This is a genomic window from Terrisporobacter hibernicus (assembly GCF_020809405.1).
In the GTDB taxonomy this organism is placed as follows: domain Bacteria; phylum Bacillota; class Clostridia; order Peptostreptococcales; family Peptostreptococcaceae; genus Terrisporobacter; species Terrisporobacter petrolearius.
This window is the reverse complement of record NZ_CP081135.1, coordinates 1,871,906-1,894,043: the sequence shown is the minus strand read 5'-3', so window position 1 is coordinate 1,894,043 and position 22,138 is coordinate 1,871,906. Positions and strand designations below refer to the sequence as shown.

Annotated in this window: 15 protein-coding genes, 2 tRNA genes and 4 rRNA genes; all 21 read left to right on the top strand. The window is 33.6% G+C overall.

What is annotated here, in order from left to right; all coding sequences use genetic code 11:
• Positions 1 to 106 precede the first annotated feature (106 nt).
• Positions 107 to 1,426, top strand: coding sequence for a chromosomal replication initiator protein DnaA (gene dnaA, locus JW646_RS09385; RefSeq protein WP_074920217.1), 1,320 nt, complete (start codon positions 107 to 109; stop codon positions 1,424 to 1,426).
• 241 nt (positions 1,427 to 1,667) lie between these two features.
• Positions 1,668 to 2,774, top strand: coding sequence for a DNA polymerase III subunit beta (dnaN, locus tag JW646_RS09380; protein WP_074920216.1), 1,107 nt, complete (start codon positions 1,668 to 1,670; stop codon positions 2,772 to 2,774).
• Between the two features lie 88 nt (positions 2,775 to 2,862).
• Positions 2,863 to 3,069, top strand: coding sequence for a S4 domain-containing protein YaaA (gene yaaA / locus JW646_RS09375; protein ID WP_018590072.1), 207 nt, complete (start codon positions 2,863 to 2,865; stop codon positions 3,067 to 3,069).
• Positions 3,070 to 3,084: 15 nt separating this feature from the next.
• Positions 3,085 to 4,200, top strand: coding sequence for a DNA replication/repair protein RecF (recF, locus tag JW646_RS09370; RefSeq protein WP_228417308.1), 1,116 nt, complete (start codon positions 3,085 to 3,087; stop codon positions 4,198 to 4,200).
• Complete coding sequence (gene gyrB / locus JW646_RS09365; protein ID WP_148558484.1) at positions 4,201 to 6,105, top strand: DNA topoisomerase (ATP-hydrolyzing) subunit B; 1,905 nt, start codon at positions 4,201 to 4,203, stop codon at positions 6,103 to 6,105. It begins immediately after the preceding gene.
• 18 nt (positions 6,106 to 6,123) lie between these two features.
• Positions 6,124 to 8,553 (top strand): DNA gyrase subunit A, encoded by a 2,430-nt coding sequence (gyrA, locus tag JW646_RS09360; protein ID WP_228417307.1) that lies wholly within the window; start codon positions 6,124 to 6,126, stop codon positions 8,551 to 8,553.
• 71 nt (positions 8,554 to 8,624) lie between these two features.
• On the top strand, positions 8,625 to 8,903 hold the full coding sequence (locus tag JW646_RS09355; protein ID WP_074920212.1) for a YtxH domain-containing protein: 279 nt from the start codon (positions 8,625 to 8,627) through the stop codon (positions 8,901 to 8,903).
• Positions 8,903 to 9,160, top strand: a complete 258-nt coding sequence (locus JW646_RS09350; RefSeq protein ID WP_018590067.1) for a DUF948 domain-containing protein — start codon at positions 8,903 to 8,905, stop codon at positions 9,158 to 9,160. The genes JW646_RS09355 and JW646_RS09350 overlap by 1 nt, the downstream gene beginning before the upstream one ends.
• A gap of 23 nt (positions 9,161 to 9,183) precedes the next feature.
• Positions 9,184 to 9,501: an STAS domain-containing protein gene (locus JW646_RS09345; RefSeq protein WP_074920211.1), complete on the top strand. Its 318-nt coding sequence runs from the start codon at positions 9,184 to 9,186 to the stop codon at positions 9,499 to 9,501.
• Positions 9,502 to 9,503: 2 nt separating this feature from the next.
• Positions 9,504 to 9,911 (top strand): ATP-binding protein, encoded by a 408-nt coding sequence (locus JW646_RS09340; RefSeq protein ID WP_148558482.1) that lies wholly within the window; start codon positions 9,504 to 9,506, stop codon positions 9,909 to 9,911.
• The gene (locus JW646_RS09335) at positions 9,911 to 10,681 is read left to right on the top strand and encodes a SigB/SigF/SigG family RNA polymerase sigma factor (protein ID WP_074920210.1); all 771 of its coding nucleotides are present in this window, start codon (positions 9,911 to 9,913) and stop codon (positions 10,679 to 10,681) included. The genes JW646_RS09340 and JW646_RS09335 overlap by 1 nt, the downstream gene beginning before the upstream one ends.
• A gap of 191 nt (positions 10,682 to 10,872) precedes the next feature.
• Positions 10,873 to 10,989: ribosomal RNA gene (gene rrf / locus JW646_RS09330) — 5S ribosomal RNA — on the top strand.
• A gap of 9 nt (positions 10,990 to 10,998) precedes the next feature.
• Positions 10,999 to 11,088: transfer RNA gene (locus JW646_RS09325), tRNA-Leu, on the top strand.
• An 8-nt stretch (positions 11,089 to 11,096) separates the two neighbouring features.
• A tRNA-Ile gene (locus tag JW646_RS09320) sits at positions 11,097 to 11,173 on the top strand.
• A gap of 123 nt (positions 11,174 to 11,296) precedes the next feature.
• Positions 11,297 to 12,800, top strand: a 16S ribosomal RNA gene (locus JW646_RS09315).
• A 195-nt stretch (positions 12,801 to 12,995) separates the two neighbouring features.
• Positions 12,996 to 15,894, top strand: a 23S ribosomal RNA gene (locus JW646_RS09310).
• A 73-nt stretch (positions 15,895 to 15,967) separates the two neighbouring features.
• Positions 15,968 to 16,084 (top strand): 5S ribosomal RNA (gene rrf / locus JW646_RS09305).
• The 16S, 23S and 5S rRNA genes sit together here with 2 tRNA genes alongside, the layout of an rRNA operon.
• A 257-nt stretch (positions 16,085 to 16,341) precedes the next feature.
• Positions 16,342 to 18,600, top strand: a complete 2,259-nt coding sequence (locus tag JW646_RS09300; RefSeq protein ID WP_331478076.1) for a glycogen/starch/alpha-glucan phosphorylase — start codon at positions 16,342 to 16,344, stop codon at positions 18,598 to 18,600.
• 204 nt (positions 18,601 to 18,804) lie between these two features.
• On the top strand, positions 18,805 to 20,145 hold the full coding sequence (locus JW646_RS09295; protein ID WP_074920443.1) for an ABC transporter substrate-binding protein: 1,341 nt from the start codon (positions 18,805 to 18,807) through the stop codon (positions 20,143 to 20,145).
• 281 nt (positions 20,146 to 20,426) lie between these two features.
• The gene (locus JW646_RS09290) at positions 20,427 to 21,272 is read left to right on the top strand and encodes a carbohydrate ABC transporter permease (protein ID WP_074920442.1); all 846 of its coding nucleotides are present in this window, start codon (positions 20,427 to 20,429) and stop codon (positions 21,270 to 21,272) included.
• Entirely contained in the window at positions 21,272 to 22,126 is an 855-nt protein-coding gene (locus JW646_RS09285) for a carbohydrate ABC transporter permease (RefSeq protein ID WP_148558577.1), read from the top strand. The genes JW646_RS09290 and JW646_RS09285 overlap by 1 nt, the downstream gene beginning before the upstream one ends.
• The last annotated feature ends 12 nt before the right edge of the window (positions 22,127 to 22,138 follow it).

Below are 22,138 nucleotides of genomic sequence, written 5' to 3'. Positions count from 1 at the left end.
ATTTTATCCCAAAGTTATATTTTATATTTTTTATTCACTTATCTTTCGTCAATTTTTGTTAATAACTTTGTGGAAAATGTTAATTATTTAGTTCGGAGGTTTACTTATGGATATAGTTTCTTTATGGGAAAAAACTTTGCAACTAATAAAAGGTGAGGTATCTACAGCCAGCTTTAATGCTTTTTTTAAGGAAATAAAACCTTTAAAGCAAATATCTAATGAGCTTATTTTTTTGGCTCCAAACGAATTTATACAAAACATACTTGAAAATAGATACTTAAACTTAATTGAAAGTTGTATAAGCCAATTATCCCTAAAAAAATATCAGATCAAATTTATTTTAGACGAAAAAGAAATACAAGATACTAATGAAGAAGATAAATCTACTACTATCAAAAAAAGTTATCCCAATTTAAATCCTAAATACACTTTTGATACCTTCGTAATAGGTAATAGTAATAGATTTGCCCATGCAGCTTGTGTAGCAGTAGCTGAATCTCCAGCTAAAGCATATAATCCTTTGTTTTTGTACGGAGGAGTTGGTCTTGGAAAGACGCATTTAATGCATGCTATCGGACATCATATAATGTGTCAACAAAAAGACCCTAAAGTTGTTTATGTTTCTTCAGAAAAATTTACAAATGAGCTTATAAACTCAATAAAAAATGATAAAAATGAAGAATTCAGAAATAAATATAGAAACGTTGACGTTCTATTAATAGATGATATACAGTTTATTGCTGGAAAAGAAGGAACTCAAGAGGAGTTTTTCCATACATTTAATGCATTACATGAAGCAAATAAACAAATAATCATATCTAGTGATAGACCGCCAAAAGAAATCCCTACATTAGAAGACAGATTAAGATCAAGATTCGAAATGGGTCTTATAACTGATATTCAACCACCGGATTTCGAAACGAGAATTGCCATACTTAGAAAAAAAGCACAATTAGAAAACATAAACGTTCCAAATGAAGTAATGACTTACATAGCTAAGTACATTAAATCAAATATAAGAGAATTAGAAGGAGCTCTAACTAGAGTTGTTGCATATTCCTCTCTTACAAACAAAAATATTTCACTTGAGCTTGCAACTGAAGCTTTAAAGGATATAATATCAAATCCAAAAAGTGAAGAAATAACAGTAAATAGAATAAAAGAAAAAGTTTCAGAAACTTTTAGCATAAAAATGGACGACTTTAATTCTAAAAAAAGAACAAGAACAATAGCATATCCTAGACAAATAGCAATGTATATTTGCCGTGAACTTACTGATTTATCATTACCTAAGATAGGAAGTGAATTTGGTGGGAGAGACCATACAACAGTAATTCATGCTCATGATAAAGTCACTAGGGATATTGAAGAAAATCAACAAATAAAGGACAAAATAGACAAAATAATCTCAGATTTAAAGGGATAAATTATTCACATTTTGTCTGTTAATAACTATTGATGTAATGTTAATAAATTTTTTGTTAAGATTTTGTTCACAATGTAATTAAGAGGTTTTTTATAAGATATTAACATTTTGTATACAGGTTAATATCTTTTGCTTTATTTGGATTCATATGCTTATCCACTTTATCCACAACACCTACTACTACAACTACTATTGTTTTTATATATATTTTTATTAAAATGCTACAAGGAGGTTATCCACATTGAAGATAATTTGTAATCAAAAACTATTAGCTCATAAAATAAGTATTGTACAAAAAGCTATTAATGGAAAAACAAATTTTGATTTATTAAAAGGAATTTTAATAGTAGCTAAAGGAGATCAAATAGTTTTAACTGGATATGATTTAGAAATCGGTATAGAAACTTATGCACAAGCAGAAATATCTGAGGAAGGAAGCATTGTTATAGATGCTAGACTTTTCGGAGACATAATAAGAAAACTACCAGATTCATTTGTTGAGATTGAAACAGATGATGATAACAACGTTTATATAAATTGTTTAAACTCAAAATTCAAAATTAAGGGAGATAGCCCTGAGGAGTATCCTGTGTTACCTAACGTAAGTAAAGATAACTTATATAACGTACCACAAGACATCCTAAAAAATATGATTAAACAAACTGTATTTGCCATATCTCAAGATCAAACAAAACCAGTTTTAATGGGAGAGTTATTAGAGATAGTTAATGGAGAAGTTAGTTTAGTAGCTATCGATGGTTATAGACTAGCAGTAAGAAGTTGTTCTGTGGAAAACTTAAATGCAAATGCAAAAGTTATAATACCGGGAAAAACTTTAAATGATGTAAATAGTCTTTTATCCACAGAAGAACAAGTTCAAATTGGATTTGACGATAAAAATGCCATTTTCATGATAAATGAAACAAAAATAATAACAAGATTATTAGATGGTGAATTTATTGAGTATAAAAAATTACTTCCAAGAGAACATAATACTAGGATTAAGTTAAATAGGAGAAGCTTGCTTAATAGTATAGAAAGAGCATCTTTATTATCACAATCAGAAAGAAATAATCTAATAAAATTATCAATAAGAGATAATACACTGGCAATAACATCTAATACTGAAAAAGGTAATGTTTATGAAGAAGTTGATTTGGAATTAGAGGGAGACTATTTAGATATTGCTTTTAATTCAAGATATTTATTAGAAGGATTAAAAAATATAGAAAGTGAAGAAATATTCATCGAATTTACTACTAATGTTAATCCATGTATAATTAAGCCAGTTGATGGTATTAAATATATATATTTATTACTTCCTGTAAGGATAGCTTCAAATATATAAGACTTGGAACCCAACTGCATTTAGTTGGGTTTTTATTATTTTTATGGTATAATAAATACTTAACTAATAAGAAATAGGAGGAGTCAATATGATAGAAATAGCCATAGATTCAGAGTATATTAAGTTAGATCAATTCTTAAAACTTGCTGATATTGCTTCAACTGGCGGACATGCTAAATTTTTAATACAAGAAGGCGTAGTAAAAGTTAATGGCGAAGTTGAAACAAGAAGAGGAAAAAAAATCAGACCAGGAGATCTTATTGAAGTTGAAGGAAACTCAATAATGGTAGTGTAAAAAGGAGTCCCTTTAATGCAGCTTAATAGCTTAAAATTAATGAATTTTAGAAATTATGACAATCTGTATATAGATTTTAATAAAAATGTTAATCTCTTAGTTGGTAAAAATGGACAGGGAAAAACAAATATAGTGGAATCTATTTATATGCTATCTTTTGGCAAATCTTTCAGGACGAGTAAAGATAAAGAAATTATTAAATTTGATACGGAAAGTTTATATGTTGGAGGAAATTATACTAAATACGATACAAATGGTTTAATAGAAGTTGCAATTGGAAAAAATAAAAAGGGAATTAAAGTAAATAAGATACACATCCAAAAAACTCAAGAATTACTTGGAAATTTAAATGTAGTAATTTTTTCTCCAGAAGATTTAAGGTTAGTCAAAGATGGCCCAAGAGAACGCAGATCATTTATAGATAAAGAAATAAGTCAAATAATGCCCAAATATTATAATTATTTAATAAATTACAATAAAATATTAAGTCAAAAAAATAGAGTTCTTAAAAATAGAAATATAGATACGAACTTATTAGATGTCTATGATGAAAGCTTGTCTAAATATGGTAGCTATATATATATTATTAGAAGAGATTTTATCAAGAAAATTTCTAATATAGCAAATTCTATGCATACTAGATTAACTAACAATATAGAAGACTTACAAATTACTTATAAAAATCAAATAAATATAAGTGATGAAGATACTGTTATAGAAGTAAAGGAAAGATTTTATAATAAGTTAATTGAAAGTAGAGAACATGATATGGAAGTGAGAACTACAAAATACGGAATTCATAAGGATGACTTAAATATATTTGTTAATAAATTAGATGTAAGATTATATGGTTCACAAGGGCAACAAAGGACAGCTTCTATTTCATTAAAATTATCAGAAATAGAGCTAATTAAAAATGAGGTTGGAGAAAACCCTATATTAATATTAGATGATGTATTTAGCGAATTGGATGAAACGAGACAAAAACTACTAGTAGAAAATTTAGAAGATGTACAAATGTTTATAACTACAGCAGAAATAGCACATAAAAGTATATTTAATAAAGATAATACTACTATTTTTAATATAGAAAAAGGTAAAGTAATTAGTATACAGAATGGAGGTAACTAAATGAAACAACAAGAGTATGGCGCAAGTCAGATTCAGGTACTAGAAGGTCTAGAAGCAGTTAGAAAAAGACCTGGTATGTATATTGGATCTACTGGACCAAGAGGATTACACCATCTAGTTTATGAAATTGTTGATAATAGTATAGATGAGGCATTACAAGGTTATTGCGACAGAATATATGTTAGTCTAAATGATGATGGTAGTGTAACAGTAAAGGATGATGGTAGAGGAATACCTGTTGAAACTCATCCGAAGACTGGAAAATCTACTTTAGAAACAGTTTTAACAGTTTTACACGCTGGAGGTAAATTTGGTGGAGGAGGATACAAGGTATCTGGTGGACTTCACGGAGTTGGTATATCTGTAGTTAATGCATTGTCAAAATGGTTAGTTGCAGATGTATATAGAGATGGAAAGATATATAGACAAAATTATGGAAAAGGGATGGCAACTTCATCATTAGAAGTAGTTGGAGAATCTAACCATACAGGAACAATAATAAGCTTCATGCCGGATGAAACTATATTCGATGAAGTTGAATTCAAATATGAAATATTAGAACATAGACTTAGAGAACTTGCTTTCTTAAATAAGGGAGTAAGAATTGTATTTGAAGATAAAAGAACAGATAGTGAGCGTAAAAAAGAATTCCATTACGATGGTGGTCTAGTAGAGTTTGTTAAATACTTAAACAAAACAAAAACAGGTATACATGAAGATATAGTTCACATAGATAAAAAAATAGGCGATTCTATCGTTGAAATAGCAATGCAATATACTGATGGATATACAGAAAATATATTCTCATTTGCAAATAATATTGACACACACGAAGGTGGAACTCACTTAGCAGGATTTAAAACAGCATTAACTAAAACTGTAAATGACTACGCTAAGCGTAATAAGTTAATAAAAGAAAATGAGGGAAATTTAACAGGTGAAGATATAAGAGAAGGTCTTACAGCTGTTATATCAGTTAAACTACCAGAACCTCAATTTGAAGGTCAAACAAAGACTAAATTAGGTAATACATATATGAGAGGTAGTGTAGATAGCGTAACAGTAGAAGAACTAGGAGCATTCTTAGAAGAAAACCCAACAACAGCTAGAATTATAGTTGATAAAGGTTTAAGAGCTCAAAGAGCTAGAGAGGCTGCAAAAAGAGCTAGAGAATTAACAAGAAGAAAAAGTGTCCTTGAAAGTACATCATTACCTGGGAAATTAGCAGACTGTGCAGAGAAAGATCCCGCAAAAAGTGAAATATTCTTAGTCGAAGGGGATTCTGCCGGAGGATCTGCAAAACAAGGTAGAGATAGACATACACAAGCGATACTACCACTTAGAGGTAAGATATTAAACGTAGAAAAATCAAGATTAGATAAAATATTATCTTCTGATGAAATAAAAAATATGATAACTGCTTACGGCTGTGGGGTAGGAAATGATTTTGATCTAGAAAAAGCTAGATATCACAAAATTATAATTATGACCGATGCCGATGTAGATGGTGCTCATATTAGAACATTATTATTAACATTCTTCTTTAGATATATGAGGCCTCTTATAGAAAATGGATATGTTTATGCAGCACAGCCACCTCTATACAAGGTTAAAAAACAAAAGAAAGAATACTATGTTTATTCAGATAAAGAATTAGAAGTTTTATTAGAAGAAATAGGAAGAACAGGCGTTGAACTTCAAAGATACAAAGGTCTTGGAGAGATGAACGCTGAGCAATTATGGGATACAACAATGAACCCAGAAACAAGAACATTATTACAAGTTACAATAGATGATGCTGTAATGGCAGATCAGGTATTCTCTATGCTAATGGGTGATAAGGTTGGACCTAGAAAAGAATTTATAGAAGAAAATGCAACATATGTTACAAATTTAGATATATAAGAAAGGGGATGAGTGAAAATGGAAGAAAATAACAAAGTGCTCCCTATAGAAATATCAAGCGAAATGAAAAAGTCTTATATTGATTATGCAATGAGTGTTATAGTTGGTCGTGCATTACCAGATGTAAGAGACGGATTAAAGCCTGTTCATAGGAGAATACTTTACTCTATGAATGATTTAAATTTAACGCCAGATAAACCTTATAGAAAATCTGCACGTATTGTCGGGGACGTTCTAGGTAAATACCATCCACATGGAGATACAGCAGTATATTTTGCTATGGTAAGAATGGCGCAAGACTTCTCAACTAGAGGGCTTTTAGTTGATGGTCATGGTAACTTTGGTTCTGTAGATGGTGATTCACCAGCAGCAATGCGTTATACAGAAGCAAAAATGAGTAGACTAGCATTAGAACTACTTAGAGATATAGATAAAGAAACAGTAGATTTTGTGCCAAACTTTGATGAGTCTTTAAAAGAGCCATCAGTATTACCATCAAGATATCCAAACTTATTAGTAAATGGATCTAATGGTATAGCGGTTGGTATGGCTACATCTATTCCACCACATAACTTAGGTGAAACAATAGATGCAGCAGTACATTTAATTGATAATCCTGATTGTAGTATAGAAGAATTAATGAAATATGTACAAGGACCAGACTTCCCAACGTCAGCAATAATAATGGGAAAAGAAAATATAGCAGAAGCTTATAGAACTGGTAGAGGTAAAGTAAAAGTTAGATCTAGAGCCATAATAGAAGAATTACCAAAAGGAAGACAACAAATCGTTGTTACAGAAATTCCTTATCAAGTAAATAAAGCTAGATTAGTCGAAAGAATAGCTGAACTAGTTAAAGATAAAAAATTAGAAGGCATTTCTGACTTAAGAGATGAAAGTAACAGAAATGGTATGAGAATCGTAATAGAGCTAAAAAGAGATGCGAATGCTAACATAGTTCTTAACAATCTGTATAAACATTCTCAAATGGAAGATACCTTCAGTATAATAATGCTTGCACTTGTTAACGGTGTACCGAAAGTATTAAATTTAAAAGAAATGCTATACTACTATGTTGAACATCAAAAAGATGTTGTTACACGTAGAACAAAATTTGAATTAAATAAAGCAGAAGCAAGAGCACATATATTAGAAGGATTAAGAATAGCCCTAGATAATATAGATGCTGTAATAAGTTTAATAAGGGCTTCTAAGACAACACAAGAAGCTAAAAATGGGCTAATAGAAAAATTCGGTTTAACAGATGTACAAGCTCAAGCTATCTTAGATATGAGATTACAAAGACTTACTGGATTAGAGAGAGAAAAGATAGAAGATGAATACAGTGAGTTAATGAAAAAAATAGAATATTTAAGATCTATATTAGCAGACGAACAACTACTTCTAGGTGTTATAAAAGAAGAAATTATAGCTATAAGAGAAAAATATGCAGATGAGAGAAGAACAGAAATAAGACATGCTGAAGGTGAAATCAATATGAGAGATTTAATTGATGATGAAGAAATAGCAATTACTCTTACTCATTTTGGTTATATAAAGAGAGTACCTCTAGATACATATAAGAGTCAAAATAGAGGTGGTAAAGGAATATCAGCAATGTCTACTAGAGAAGAAGACTTTGTAAAACATTTAGTTACAACAACTACACATAGTAGATTACTATTCTTTACAAATAAAGGTAGAGTATTTAGAATGGATGCTTTTGAAATTCCAGAAGGAAAGAGAAAAGCAAAAGGAACTGCTATAGTAAACTTATTACAATTAGCACCAAATGAAAAAATAACTACTCTAATTCCAGTAGATAATTCGAATAATGAAGAGTTATACTTACTATTAGCCACTAAAAAAGGTATCGTAAAGAAAACTAAACGTGAAGAATTTAAAAATATTAATAAATCAGGATTAATAGCAATTGGACTTAGAAGTGATGATGAATTAATAGATGTTAAAATTACAAACGGTGAAAAAGATGTACTTTTAGTTACTGAAAATGGAATGTCTATAAGATTCAAAGAAACAGATATAAGACCTATGGGTAGAACAGCCATGGGTGTAAAAGGTATAACTTTATCAGGAGATGATAGAGTAGTTTCTATGAACTTAACAGACGAAGGTCAGGAATTATTAGTAGTAAGTGAAAAAGGATTCGGTAAAAGAACAGATATTAATGAATATAGAGTTCAAAGTAGAGCTGGAAAAGGAATAAAAACATATAATATATTTGAAAAGACAGGAAAAATCGTTGGAGCTGAAATGGTTTCAGAGATAGATCAAATAATGATGATTAACTCTAATGGAATACTTATAAGACTGGAAGTTGAAGGAATTTCAATTTATGGCAGAGTAACAAGTGGGGTTAAATTAATGAAGACACAAGACGAAGTAAATGTAGTTTCCATTGCAAAAATAAATATAGATGAAGAATAGGATTTTATCCTATTCTTTTTCCATATAAATCTTTAATATATAATTAATAAATATAAAAAGGAGAAATTACTATGAGTTCAAAAAAGGGATTATACTTAGTACTAGGAGCAGTAGCTGGATTTGTTACAGGATTATGTTTAGCGCCTAAAGAAGGTTCTGAAATAAGAAAAGAAGCTAAAGAAAAATTAATAGAAGTAAAAGAAAATCCAAAAGATGTTCTACATGAAACATTTGACAGTGTTAAGGAAAAAATTATATCTATAAAAGATGAAATAATAGAAGATAATAATATAGAAATATCAGAAGAAGATATATTAATAAGTAAGAGCTTTGAAGAGGGAGATAAGTAATGAATGCATTAGGCTGGCAAATAGGGGCAGTTTTATTTGGTGCTAGCTTTTTTATAGTTGCTATATATTTAGCAAAGGTATTAAATAGTGCCAATAAAGTTGTAGAAAGAACAAATAGATTAATAGATGTTAATGAAAGACATATAACAGATATAATAGACAATGCTGCACATATAACAAAAAGTGTTAGAGAAATTATGGATATAGTAACTAAGATTAGTAGCTTATTTAGAGTATTCAAGTTTTTCAAAAAATAGCACATTAAACAGGAGGTATAATAATGTCGATAAAAATAAACTCAATACTGGATACAACAAATGATTTTTGGAAAGTTTCCCTTGAAGGAGAACTAGATGTATCTACAGCAGATGAATTAAAAAAATGCTTGCATAAATTAGTTGACGAGAAAAATATAGACATGAGATTAGATCTTGAGGATTTAGAATACATAGATTCAACTGGACTTGGCGTAATGATAGGAATTCTAAAAAGATTAAAGATAGAGAATAAAGAAGTATATATAGAAAAACCTAAGAATAACGTAAGAAAAATATTCAATATAACAGGTTTAGATAAGATTTTTAAATTGGAGGGATAGTTTTGACTTGCGAAATAATAAAAATGGAGATTACAGCAAATCCAGAGTATGTAAGTATAATAAGATTAACTACTTCTGGTATTGCAAATAAAGTAGGCTTTTGTATTGATGATATAGAGGATTTAAAAGTAGCTATATCTGAAGCTTGTACAAATGCTATAAAACACAGCTTAGATGATCGATTTACAATTATATACTCAATGATAGAAAATGGGTTAACTATAGAAATAATAGATAATGGCAAAGGATATGATATAAGCACTGTAAATGAGCCAGATATAGATAATCTTAAAGAAAGTGGAATGGGACTATTTATAATAGAATCCCTTATGGATGATGTAATTGTTGAATCACAAGAAGGAAAGGGAACTAGTATAAAAATGACAAAGTATTTAGGAGTTGATATGTAATGAAGAGGGTAGCTAATGCTACAAGTTACCTAAATATGGAAACTAAAGAACTTTTTAAACTTTATAGCAAAGAAAAAAATATAGAAGTAAGAGATATCCTAATTGAAAGACATCTATATTTAGTTAATATATTAGCAAAAAAATATATTAATAAAGGGGTAGAATTTGATGATATATATCAAGTCGCTTCTTTGGCATTAATATATGCTATAGACAGATATGACATAGAAAAAGGATTTGAATTTTCAAGTTTTGCTACACCTACAATAGTGGGTGAAATAAAAAAGTACTTTAGAGACAAAGTTTGGACCCTTAGAGTTCCCAGAAGGGTTCAGGAACTAAGTAAAAAGGTAAGTGAAGCTAAAGTTGTGTTAGAGCAACAAAATAAAAGACATCCTAAAGTAAAAGAAATTGCTGAATATTTAGGGTGTACAGAAGAAGAAGTGTTAGAATCTATGGAGGCATCTTATGGGTATCAACCAGTATCATTAGATGCAACTAATAATAGTGATTCAGAAGAAAATATATCTTTAATGGATAAAATAGCAGATAAAGAAGAAAGCTTTAATGATATAGAATATAAGGATTTCTTGGAAAAATTTATAGAAACATTGAATGAATTAGAGGTTCAGATTTTTAAAGGCAGGTTCTATTTAGAAAAAACACAATCAGCTCTAGCAAAAGAATTGAATATATCTCAAATGACTATTTCTAGGCTTGAAAGAAAGATAATAGAAAAGCTAAAAAAAGAATATGAAAAAAATATGTAAAAAACTATTGACCTATTGCTTAATATAGTGTATATTATTTATTGCGCCAGAGAAATGGAGCAAAAGAAAAGTATCACTTAGGTGATAGGTTAATTTTTATTAAATAAGAAAAATTAAAAAGAGTAAAAAAACATTTGACAAAAGTTTTGAAAAATGTTAATATAATACTCGTACTAAAAAACAAAACAAAATTTGGTTATTATAGCAAAGAGGATACACCTGTTCCCATTCCGAACACAGAAGTTAAGCTCTTGAGCGCTGATGGTACTTGGAGGGCGACCTCCTGGGAGAGTAGGACGTAGCCAAATTTGGTGCATGCCGAAGTGGCGGAACTGGCAGACGCACAGGACTTAAAATCCTGCGAAACTTATACTTTCGTACCGGTTCGATTCCGGTCTTCGGCACCAAATAAAGTGGACCATTAGCTCAGTTGGTTAGAGCGCCCGGCTCATAACCGGTAGGTCTGGGGTTCGAGTCCCTGATGGTCCACCAAAAAGAACTTTGAAAATTAAACAGTAGGTTAACAATAAATTAATTCTTTAAGAATTAAACTGAAACAACAAACAAACCAAGCCAGATATTCAGATAATGATTAGTCTGAGCAATGGACAACTTTTTTATGAGAGTTTGATCCTGGCTCAGGATGAACGCTGGCGGCGTGCCTAACACATGCAAGTCGAGCGATTTACTTCGGTAAAGAGCGGCGGACGGGTGAGTAACGCGTGGGTAACCTGCCTCATACACATGGATAACATACCGAAAGGTATGCTAATACAGGATAATATAAGAGATTCACATGGATTTTTTATCAAAGCTCCGGCGGTATGAGATGGACCCGCGTCTGATTAGCTAGTTGGTAAGGTAATGGCTTACCAAGGCGACGATCAGTAGCCGACCTGAGAGGGTGATCGGCCACATTGGAACTGAGACACGGTCCAAACTCCTACGGGAGGCAGCAGTGGGGAATATTGCACAATGGGCGAAAGCCTGATGCAGCAACGCCGCGTGAGTGATGAAGGCCTTCGGGTCGTAAAACTCTGTCCTCAAGGAAGATAATGACGGTACTTGAGGAGGAAGCCCCGGCTAACTACGTGCCAGCAGCCGCGGTAATACGTAGGGGCTAGCGTTATCCGGATTTACTGGGCGTAAAGGGTGCGTAGGTGGTTTTTTAAGTCAGGAGTGAAAGGCTACGGCTCAACCGTAGTAAGCTCTTGAAACTGGAAAACTTGAGTGCAGGAGAGGAAAGTGGAATTCCTAGTGTAGCGGTGAAATGCGTAGATATTAGGAGGAACACCAGTAGCGAAGGCGGCTTTCTGGACTGTAACTGACACTGAGGCACGAAAGCGTGGGGAGCAAACAGGATTAGATACCCTGGTAGTCCACGCCGTAAACGATGAGTACTAGGTGTCGGGGGTTACCCCCCTCGGTGCCGCAGCTAACGCATTAAGTACTCCGCCTGGGGAGTACGCTCGCAAGAGTGAAACTCAAAGGAATTGACGGGGACCCGCACAAGTAGCGGAGCATGTGGTTTAATTCGAAGCAACGCGAAGAACCTTACCTAAGCTTGACATCCTTTTGACCGATGCCTAATCGCATTTTTCCCTTCGGGGACAGAAGTGACAGGTGGTGCATGGTTGTCGTCAGCTCGTGTCGTGAGATGTTGGGTTAAGTCCCGCAACGAGCGCAACCCTTGCCTTTAGTTGCCAGCATTAAGTTGGGCACTCTAGAGGGACTGCCAGGGATAACCTGGAGGAAGGTGGGGATGACGTCAAATCATCATGCCCCTTATGCTTAGGGCTACACACGTGCTACAATGGGTGGTACAGAGGGCAGCCAAGTCGTGAGGCCGAGCTAATCCCTTAAAGCCATTCTCAGTTCGGATTGTAGGCTGAAACTCGCCTACATGAAGCTGGAGTTACTAGTAATCGCAGATCAGAATGCTGCGGTGAATGCGTTCCCGGGTCTTGTACACACCGCCCGTCACACCACGGAAGTTGGGGGCGCCCGAAGCCACTTAGCTAACCCTTTTGGGAAGCGAGTGTCGAAGGTGAAATCAATAACTGGGGTGAAGTCGTAACAAGGTAGCCGTATCGGAAGGTGCGGCTGGATCACCTCCTTTCTAGGGAGAATTAACCTACTGTTTAATTTTGAGGGTTCTTTGAACACTCAATTTGTACTTACTTGTTAAGTACCTAGTACTTTGAAAACTGCATAACATTTAGTGATATGACATTATATAAAGAAGAAGATAAACTTCTTAAAAAAATATATCATATAAAGAAGATAACTTTTAAAAATATCAACTTTGATAACTGGTCAAGTTATTAAGGGTGTAGGGCGAATGCCTTGGCACTAGGAGCCGATGAAGGACGCGATAAGCTGCGATAAGCTTGGGGGAGTTGCACGTAAACTGTGATCCCAAGATTTCCGAATGAGGAAACTCACTTAGAGTAATGTCTAAGTATCGTATAGTGAATACATAGCTATATGAGGGGAACCCGGGGAACTGAAACATCTAAGTACCCGGAGGAAGAGAAAGAAATTCGATTCCGTAAGTAGCGGCGAGCGAACGCGGAACAGGCCAAACCAGTGAAGTTTTCTTCACTGGGGTTGCGGACATATCATAACGAAGAGGCTATTGTAGACGAAGAGAGTTGGAAAGCTCCGCTATAAAGTGTAAAAGCCACGTAGTCAAAACAAGAAGACTTCAGATATGATCCAGAGTACCACGGGACACGTGAAACCCTGTGGGAAGCAGGAGGGACCATCCTCCAAGCCTAAATACTACCTAGTGACCGATAGCGTATAGTACCGTGAGGGAAAGGTGAAAAGAACCCCGGGAGGGGAGTGAAATAGAACCTGAAACCCTACACTTACAAGCTGTAGGAGCACATTATTTGTGTGACTGCGTACTTTTTGTAGAACGGGCCAACGAGTTACGTTACCTAGCAAGGTTAAGCACTTAAGGTGTGGAGCCGCAGCGAAAGCGAGTCTTAACTGGGCGTATAGTTAGTTGACGTAGACCCGAAACCGGGCGACCTATCCATGGGCAGGTTGAAGCGAAAGTAAAATTTCGTGGAGGACCGAACCCACGAGCGTTGAAAAGCTCGGGGATGACCTGTGGATAGCGGTGAAATTCCAATCGAGCCCGGAGATAGCTGGTTCTCTCCGAAATAGCTTTAGGGCTAGCCTCAAGATTTAGAGAAACGGGGGTAGAGCACTGAATGTCCTAGGGGGTATTGCACTTACCGAAGACTATCAAACTCCGAATACCGTATTCTTATGCTTGGGAGTCAGACTGTGGGTGATAAGATTCATAGTCAAAGGGCAACAGCCCAGATCGTCAGCTAAGGTCCCTAAATGTACGTTAAGTGGTAAAGGATGTGGGATTGCACAGACAACCAGGATGTTGGCTTAGAAGCAGCCACTCATTTAAAGAGTGCGTAATAGCTCACTGGTCGAGTGATCCTGCGCCGAAAATTTCCGGGGCTAAAACGTACTACCGAAGCTACGGCATCATTTATGATGGGTAGGAGAGCTTTCTATACGGATTGAAGCATTACCGTAAGGAGATGTGGACTGTATAGAAGTGAGAATGTTGGCATGAGTAGCGAGATGTGGGTGAGAATCCCACAGGCCGTAAACCCAAGGTTTCCAGGGGAAGGTTCGTCCGCCCTGGGTTAGTCAGGACCTAAGCCGAGGCCGAAAGGCGTAGGTGATGGACAACAGGTTGATATTCCTGTACCACCAATAACCGTTTGAGAAATGGGATGACACAGTAGGATAAGCTAACCGCACTGTTGGTTATGTGCGGGCAAGTATTGAGGCAGTTCAGGTAGGCAAATCCGCCTGAATAATGCTGGGGTACGATGCGGAGCGAAATTTAGTAGCGAAGTAGCTGATTTCACACTGTCGAGAAAAGTCTCTATCGAGGTTAAAGGTGCCTGTACCGCAAACCGACACAGGTGGGTGAGGAGAGTATCCTAAGGCCAGCCAGAGAACTGTTGTTAAGGAACTCGGCAAAATGACCCCGTAACTTAGGGAGAAGGGGTGCCATGGAAACATGGCCGCAGAGAATAGGCCCAAGCGACTGTTTACCAAAAACATAGGTTTCTGCTAAGTCGCAAGACGATGTATAGGAGCTGACGCCTGCCCGGTGCTGGAAGGTTAAGGGGATCTGTTAGGGTAACCGAAGCAGTGAACTTAAGCCCCAGTAAACGGCGGCCGTAACTATAACGGTCCTAAGGTAGCGAAATTCCTTGTCGGGTAAGTTCCGACCCGCACGAAAGGCGTAACGATTTGGGCACTGTCTCAACAACAGACTGGGTGAAATTGTAATACCGGTGAAGATGCCGGTTACCTGCGACAGGACGGAAAGACCCCATGGAGCTTTACTGTAGCTTGACATTGAGTCTCGGTGCTACATGTACAGGATAGGTGGGAGGCTATGAAGCATGGACGTCAGTCTGTGTGGAGCCATCCTTGGGATACCACCCTTGTAGTACTGGGATTCTAACCAGCTGCCTTGAATCAGGTAGTGGGACACTGTCAGGTGGACAGTTTGACTGGGGCGGTCGCCTCCTAAAGAGTAACGGAGGCGCTCAAAGGTTCTCTCAGTACGGTCGGAAATCGTACGTAGAGTGTAAAGGCAGAAGAGAGCTTGATTGCAAGACATACAGGTCGAGCAAGGACGAAAGTCGGACTTAGTGATCCGGTGGTACCGCATGGAAGGGCCATCGCTCAACGGATAAAAGCTACCCTGGGGATAACAGGCTGATCTCCCCCAAGAGTCCACATCGACGGGGAGGTTTGGCACCTCGATGTCGGCTCATCACATCCTGGGGCTGTAGTAGGTCCCAAGGGTTGGGCTGTTCGCCCATTAAAGTGGTACGCGAGCTGGGTTCAGAACGTCGTGAGACAGTTCGGTCCCTATCCGTCGCAGGCGTAGGAAATTTGAGGAGACCTGTCCTTAGTACGAGAGGACCGGGATGGACGTACCGCTGGTGTACCAGTTGTTCTGCCAAGGGCATAGCTGGGTAGCTAAGTACGGAAAGGATAAGCGCTGAAAGCATCTAAGCGCGAAGCCTACTTCGAGATAAGATTTCCCACCGCAAGGTTAAGACCCCATGAAGACTACATGGTTGATAGGTCAGAGGTGGAAGTGTGGTAACATATGTAGCTTACTGATACTAATAGGTCGAGGACTTGACCAAAAAAATAATGGAAACATTAAATGTTAGCAGTTTTGAAAGTACTAACAAAAGTTAATACTTTATATGAAGATTATGTGGTTATTATAGCAAAGAGGATACACCTGTTCCCATTCCGAACACAGAAGTTAAGCTCTTGAGCGGCGATGGTACTTGGGGGGCGACCCCCTGGGAGAGTAGCACGTAGCCACGTAATTTTTTTATTTAAAAATATATTTATAAGCATACCAAATAGGTATGTTTTTTTATTGTATAAATTTATAAATAAAATAGAAAATAATAAATATTGTTGTAAAAGTAAAGCTTATAAATTATAATAACCTTAAAACAATGATTCTAAAAAACATAAACAATGTTAATTGTAAAACTCAAAGGATTTAGAAAATATATTGGTAACGTTACCGAAAACGTTTCCATAAATGAATGGAGAATCAGGAGGGGAGACTATCTTTGAATTTATCAAAAATATTAAAGTCTAAGTGCAATAAAGATATTTCATTTTGTTCAAATGAAGAAATCTACTATGCTCTATTAGAAATGGTACAAGAGTTTGGAGAAAATAAGATAAATGAAAACCAAGATAAAAAGAAGCTATATTATATTTCAGCAGAGTTTTTAATTGGAAAGTTATTATCAAATAACTTAATAAATTTAGGTATTTATGATGAAATTAAAAAAATTTTAAATGACAATGGAAAAAGTCTATCTGAGATAGAAGAAGTAGAGCCGGAACCATCTTTGGGAAATGGTGGACTTGGAAGATTAGCTGCATGTTTTTTAGATTCTATAGCTACATTAGGTCTTCCTGGAGATGGAATAGGACTAAATTATCATTTTGGTTTATTTAAACAAGTATTTAAAAATAATTTGCAAAATGAAGAAATAAATGAATGGATTGAAAAACATAGTTGGTTGAAAAGAACGAATGTAACTTATGATATTGATTTTCGTGGATTTTCATTAAAGTCTAGGTTATACGATATAAATATAACAGGATATAATAACACAACGAATAAGCTTCATTTATTTGATATTGAAACAGTTGATGAAACTATAGTAAATGACGGAATTAATTTTGATAAAGAAGATATTAGGAAAAATCTTACTCTATTCTTATATCCTGATGATAGTGATGAAAAAGGACACCTTCTTCGTATTTACCAACAATATTTTATGGTTAGTAATGGAGCTAGATTTATATTAGATGAATGTATTCAAAAGGGATCTAACCTTCATGATTTATATGATTATGCTGTAATACAGATAAATGATACTCATCCTACTATGGTTATTCCTGAACTTATACGTCTTTTAGTTGAAAAAGGAATTCAAATGGATGAAGCTATAGAGATAGTATCTAAAACATGTGCTTATACGAATCATACCATATTGGCAGAAGCATTAGAAAAGTGGCCTATAACATATTTAGAAAAAGCTGTTCCACAGCTTGTACCAATAATTAAAGAATTAGATAAAAAAGTTAGAGCTAAATATGATGAGGAATCTTTATACATAATAGATAAAAATAAAAATGTTCACATGGCTCATATAGATATACATTATACGTTTAGTGTAAATGGAGTTGCATCACTTCATACTGATATATTAAAAAATAATGAATTAAATAACTTTTATAAAATATATCCTGAAAAATTTAATAACAAAACAAATGGCATAACATTTAGAAGATGGCTAATGCATTGCAATCCTGAATTAACTAAGCTAGTAGAAGAGTTAATAGGAAATGAATTTAAAGCTAATGCAGAAAAATTACAAGGTATGATTAAATATGTTAATGATAAAGAAGTTCTTCAAAAGTTATTAGATATTAAACATGTAAATAAGGTAAGTCTTAAAAAATATCTTAAAAAAGTTCAAAATGTAGAAATTGATGAAAACTCTATATTTGATATTCAAATAAAAAGGTTACATGAGTATAAAAGACAACAGATGAATGCTTTATATGTAATTTATAAATATCTACAAATTAAAAACGGAAATGTACCAACAACACCTATAACTATTATATTTGGTGCAAAAGCAGCTCCGGCTTATACAATAGCAAAAGACATAATACATTTAATTTTATGTTTACAAGAACTTATAGATAATGACAAAGAAGTGAGTAAACATTTAAAAGTTGTTATGGTAGAAAATTATAATGTAACTGCAGCTGAAAAATTAATACCTGCATGTGATATATCAGAGCAAATATCATTAGCATCAAAAGAGGCAAGTGGAACAGGAAATATGAAATTTATGTTAAATGGTGCCTTAACTCTTGGAACAGAAGACGGTGCTAATGTAGAAATACATGAACTTGTTGGAGATGAAAATATATTCATATTTGGAGAGAGTAGTGACAATGTAATTAAACATTATGAGGATGGAGATTATGATCCTCTTGATTTCTATATAAAAAATAAGAATATAAAAGAAGTGGTAGATTTTATTGTTAGTGATAACCTTATGAGCATTGGTTGTGAAGAAAATCTTATAAGGTTATATAAAGAAATAATGAGAAAAGATTGGTTTATGGGATTATTAGACTTCCAATCATACTGTGATAAAAAAGAAGAGTTATTCAAAGAATATGAAAATAGAGAAAAATGGTCAAAGAGAATGTTAGTTAATATTAGTAAGGCGGGGTATTTTTCTTCTGATAGAACTATTGCAGAATATAATAATGATATTTGGAAATTAAAATAAAAAGTCATTGGTTATGTACACTATAAAAGATAGATTTATATGTGTACATAGCTGATTTTATATAATTAAAAATATATCATAAAAATTATTGATTTTTAGAAAAATGGGTGTTACTATCTTATTACTGGGGAGGAAAACGTTATTTCGGGAACGTTATCGGAAACCTTTCCGGGAATAGAATAAAATATGTGAGGGGGAAATATTATGATAAAACTTAAAAAGTATTTAACAATTGCTTTATCTGCAGTTATGGCAACTGTAGCATTAACGGGTTGTTCGTCCTCTGGTGATGGCTCAAAAGACGATGAAAAAGGTTCAGTATACTACTTAAGCTTTAAACCAGAACAGGAAGAGCAATGGAAAAAAATAGCTCAAGATTATGAAAAAGAAACTGGCGTAAAGGTAAAGGTAGTTACAGCTGCCAGTGGTACTTATGAACAAACTTTAAAATCAGAAATAGCTAAAGAAGATGCTCCAACACTATTCCAAATAAATGGTCCAGTAGGATACAAATCATGGAAAGATTATTGTCTTGATTTAAAAGATACAGAATTATATAAGCACTTATTAAACGAAGATATGGCTGTTAAAGATGGGGATGGAGTGTATGGTATACCTTATGTTGAAGAGGGATATGGAATAATATATAACAATGCAATAATGGAAAAATATTTTAAATTAGATGGTGCAAAAGCTAAATCCATGGATGAAATAAATAATTATGATAAATTAAAAGAAGTAGCAGAAGATATGCAAACTAAAAAGGATAAGTTGGGAATAGATGGTGTGTTTGCTTCTACATCATTAACTCCTGGTGAAGATTGGAGATGGCAAACTCACTTAGCTAACTTACCTATATATTATGAATATAAAGATAAAGAAGCAACTGATTTAGATAAGATAGATTTTACTTATGCTGATCAATACAAAAACATATTTGATTTGTACATAAAAAATTCTACTTGTGAACCTACTTTATTAGGAAGTAAAACAGTATCTGATTCAATGGCTGAATTCGCTTTAGGTAAAGCAGCTATGGTTCAAAATGGTAACTGGGGATGGGGACAAATAGCAGAAGTTGAAGGAAATACTGTTAAAGAAGATGATGTTAAATTCATGCCAATATACACTGGTGTTAAAGGTGAAGAAAAACAAGGTCTTTGTATAGGAACTGAAAACTTCTTCTCTATAAACAACAAAGCTTCAGAAGCTGACCAAAAAGCATCTATAGCTTTTATTGAGTGGTTATTTACTTCTGATACTGGTAAAAAACATGTAACAGAAGAATTAGGATTTATAGCTCCATTTGATACATTTAAGGATGCTGAAACTCCACAAGATCCTTTGGCTCAAGAAGTTTTAAGATATTTAGAAAATAAAGACTTATACAATGTAGACTGGAACTTTGTTTCATTCCCAAGTCAAACATTTAAAGATGATTTTGGAGCAGCTTTACTTGAGTATGCTAATGGTAATATGAAATGGGAAGATGTTAAATCTAAAGTAGTTAATGAGTGGGCTAGTGAAAAAGAAGCAGCTAAATAATGATAACAACCAATAGGCCATTAAATACTTGTAAGTGTATTTTTAAGAGTTGCTAGATTATTATTTTTTTATAATAATCTAGCCCTATTTTAAAGATAGTAAAATTAAATTAATTCAAGATAGAAAAGGCTTAGTCATAAATAACAGTATATTACCGTTAAAGGAAAAAAGGATTGAGTCCTTGTTAAGTAATGAAGGTGATACTATTTATGAACTAAGCTTTTTATTTAACTAAGATGATTTTATAGCACTTACTTTTTATTAATAATAGGAGGTATAGTATGCAAAAAACTTTGAAAAAATATTTTGCTGTATTTTTATTACCGACACTGATTGCATTTGCTATTGCATTTATGATTCCATTTGTAACAGGATTATATTTATCATTTTGTGATTTTACTACAGTAAGTAATGCAAAGTTTGTAGGTATACAAAACTATATAACTGCATTTGACCCAAGTCAAAGATTTATAGAATCATTTGGTTTCACAACGTTATTCACCATTGTATCTATAGTAACAGTTAATATAATTGCATTTACACTTGCTTATCTATTAACAAAGAAGATAAAAGGAACAAACTTTTTCCGTACAGTATTTTTTATGCCTAACTTAATAGGCGGTATAGTATTAGGTTACACTTGGCAATCCATGATAAATGCTGTCCTAGCAAACTATGGAACAACTTTAGTTGCCAATGGAAAGTATGGACTTATTGGATTAATATTATTGATGAACTGGCAAATGATAGGGTATATGATGATTATATATATTGCAGGTCTTCAAAATGTACCAACAGAATTAATAGAAGCATCAAAAATTGATGGAGCAACAAAATGGCAAACATTAAGACATGTAACAATACCCATGGTAATGCCATCTATAACAATTTGTCTCTTCCTAACACTATCAAACAGTTTCAAGCTATATGATCAAAACTTAGCATTGACTAATGGTGCACCAATGCATAAAACTGAAATGTTAGCATTAAATATAGTTAATTCATTCTATGGAAGAAGTAACTTTGAAGGCGTAGGGCAGGCTAAGGCAGTTATGTTCTTTGTGATAGTAGCTCTAATTGCTCTTATACAACTATATTATACAAGAAAGAAGGAGGTAGAACATTAATGCAAAACGCAGTTCCAAGAAAAAAAGGCAGGGGAAATAGTATTACATTTTTAATACTTTGTGCATTAGTAGTAGTTTTTTTAGCTCCTATTTTATTTATAGTTATAAATTCATTTAAGGGTAAATTTTTTATAAGTGATAATCCATTTTCAATTCCTACACCAGAAACATTTGTGGGAATTACAAACTATATTAATGGATTAGAAAGAACAGGATTTTTAAGTGCTATAGGATGGTCATTCTTTATAACAATAGGATCTGTTGTAGTAATAATCTTCTTCACATCTATGACGGCTTATTATATAACAAGAGTAAAAAGTAAATTAACCAGTGCTATTTATTATTTATTTGTGTTCTCGATGATAGTGCCGTTTCAAATGGTAATGTTCCCAATGGTAAAATTGGCAGATGGACTAAATTTGTCAAATCCAATAGGTATGATTGCATTATATCTTGGTTTTGGGTCAGGACTATCAGTATTTATGTTTAGTGGTTTTATAAAATCAATACCTTTAGAAATAGAAGAAGCCGCTATGATAGATGGTTGTAATCCGTTACAAACTTACTTCTATATAGTACTACCAATATTAAAACCAACATCTATAACAGTTGCTATACTAAATGCAATGTGGGTATGGAATGATTACTTATTACCATATTTAGTAATAGGTTTATCTACAAAATATAAGACAATTCCAGTAGTAATACAAATGCTTGTAGGATCAAATGGAAATAGAGATATGGGAGCTATGATGGCAATGCTTGTATTAGCAATTATCCCAATAATAGTTTTCTACCTAGTTTGCCAAAAACATATTATAGAAGGCGTTGTTGCTGGAGCTGTAAAAGGATAATAAAAAGTATTA

Coding starts and splice junctions, on each gene's coding strand:
- dnaA (WP_074920217.1), top strand. CDS start 107: ATGGATATAGTTTCTTTATGGGAAAAAACTTTGCAACTAATAAAAGGT.
- yaaA (WP_018590072.1), top strand. CDS start 2,863: ATGATAGAAATAGCCATAGATTCAGAGTATATTAAGTTAGATCAATTC.
- recF (WP_228417308.1), top strand. CDS start 3,085: ATGCAGCTTAATAGCTTAAAATTAATGAATTTTAGAAATTATGACAAT.
- gyrB (WP_148558484.1), top strand. CDS start 4,201: ATGAAACAACAAGAGTATGGCGCAAGTCAGATTCAGGTACTAGAAGGT.
- gyrA (WP_228417307.1), top strand. CDS start 6,124: ATGGAAGAAAATAACAAAGTGCTCCCTATAGAAATATCAAGCGAAATG.
- JW646_RS09355 (WP_074920212.1), top strand. CDS start 8,625: ATGAGTTCAAAAAAGGGATTATACTTAGTACTAGGAGCAGTAGCTGGA.
- JW646_RS09350 (WP_018590067.1), top strand. CDS start 8,903: ATGAATGCATTAGGCTGGCAAATAGGGGCAGTTTTATTTGGTGCTAGC.
- JW646_RS09345 (WP_074920211.1), top strand. CDS start 9,184: ATGTCGATAAAAATAAACTCAATACTGGATACAACAAATGATTTTTGG.
- JW646_RS09335 (WP_074920210.1), top strand. CDS start 9,911: ATGAAGAGGGTAGCTAATGCTACAAGTTACCTAAATATGGAAACTAAA.
- JW646_RS09295 (WP_074920443.1), top strand. CDS start 18,805: ATGATAAAACTTAAAAAGTATTTAACAATTGCTTTATCTGCAGTTATG.
- JW646_RS09290 (WP_074920442.1), top strand. CDS start 20,427: ATGCAAAAAACTTTGAAAAAATATTTTGCTGTATTTTTATTACCGACA.
- JW646_RS09285 (WP_148558577.1), top strand. CDS start 21,272: ATGCAAAACGCAGTTCCAAGAAAAAAAGGCAGGGGAAATAGTATTACA.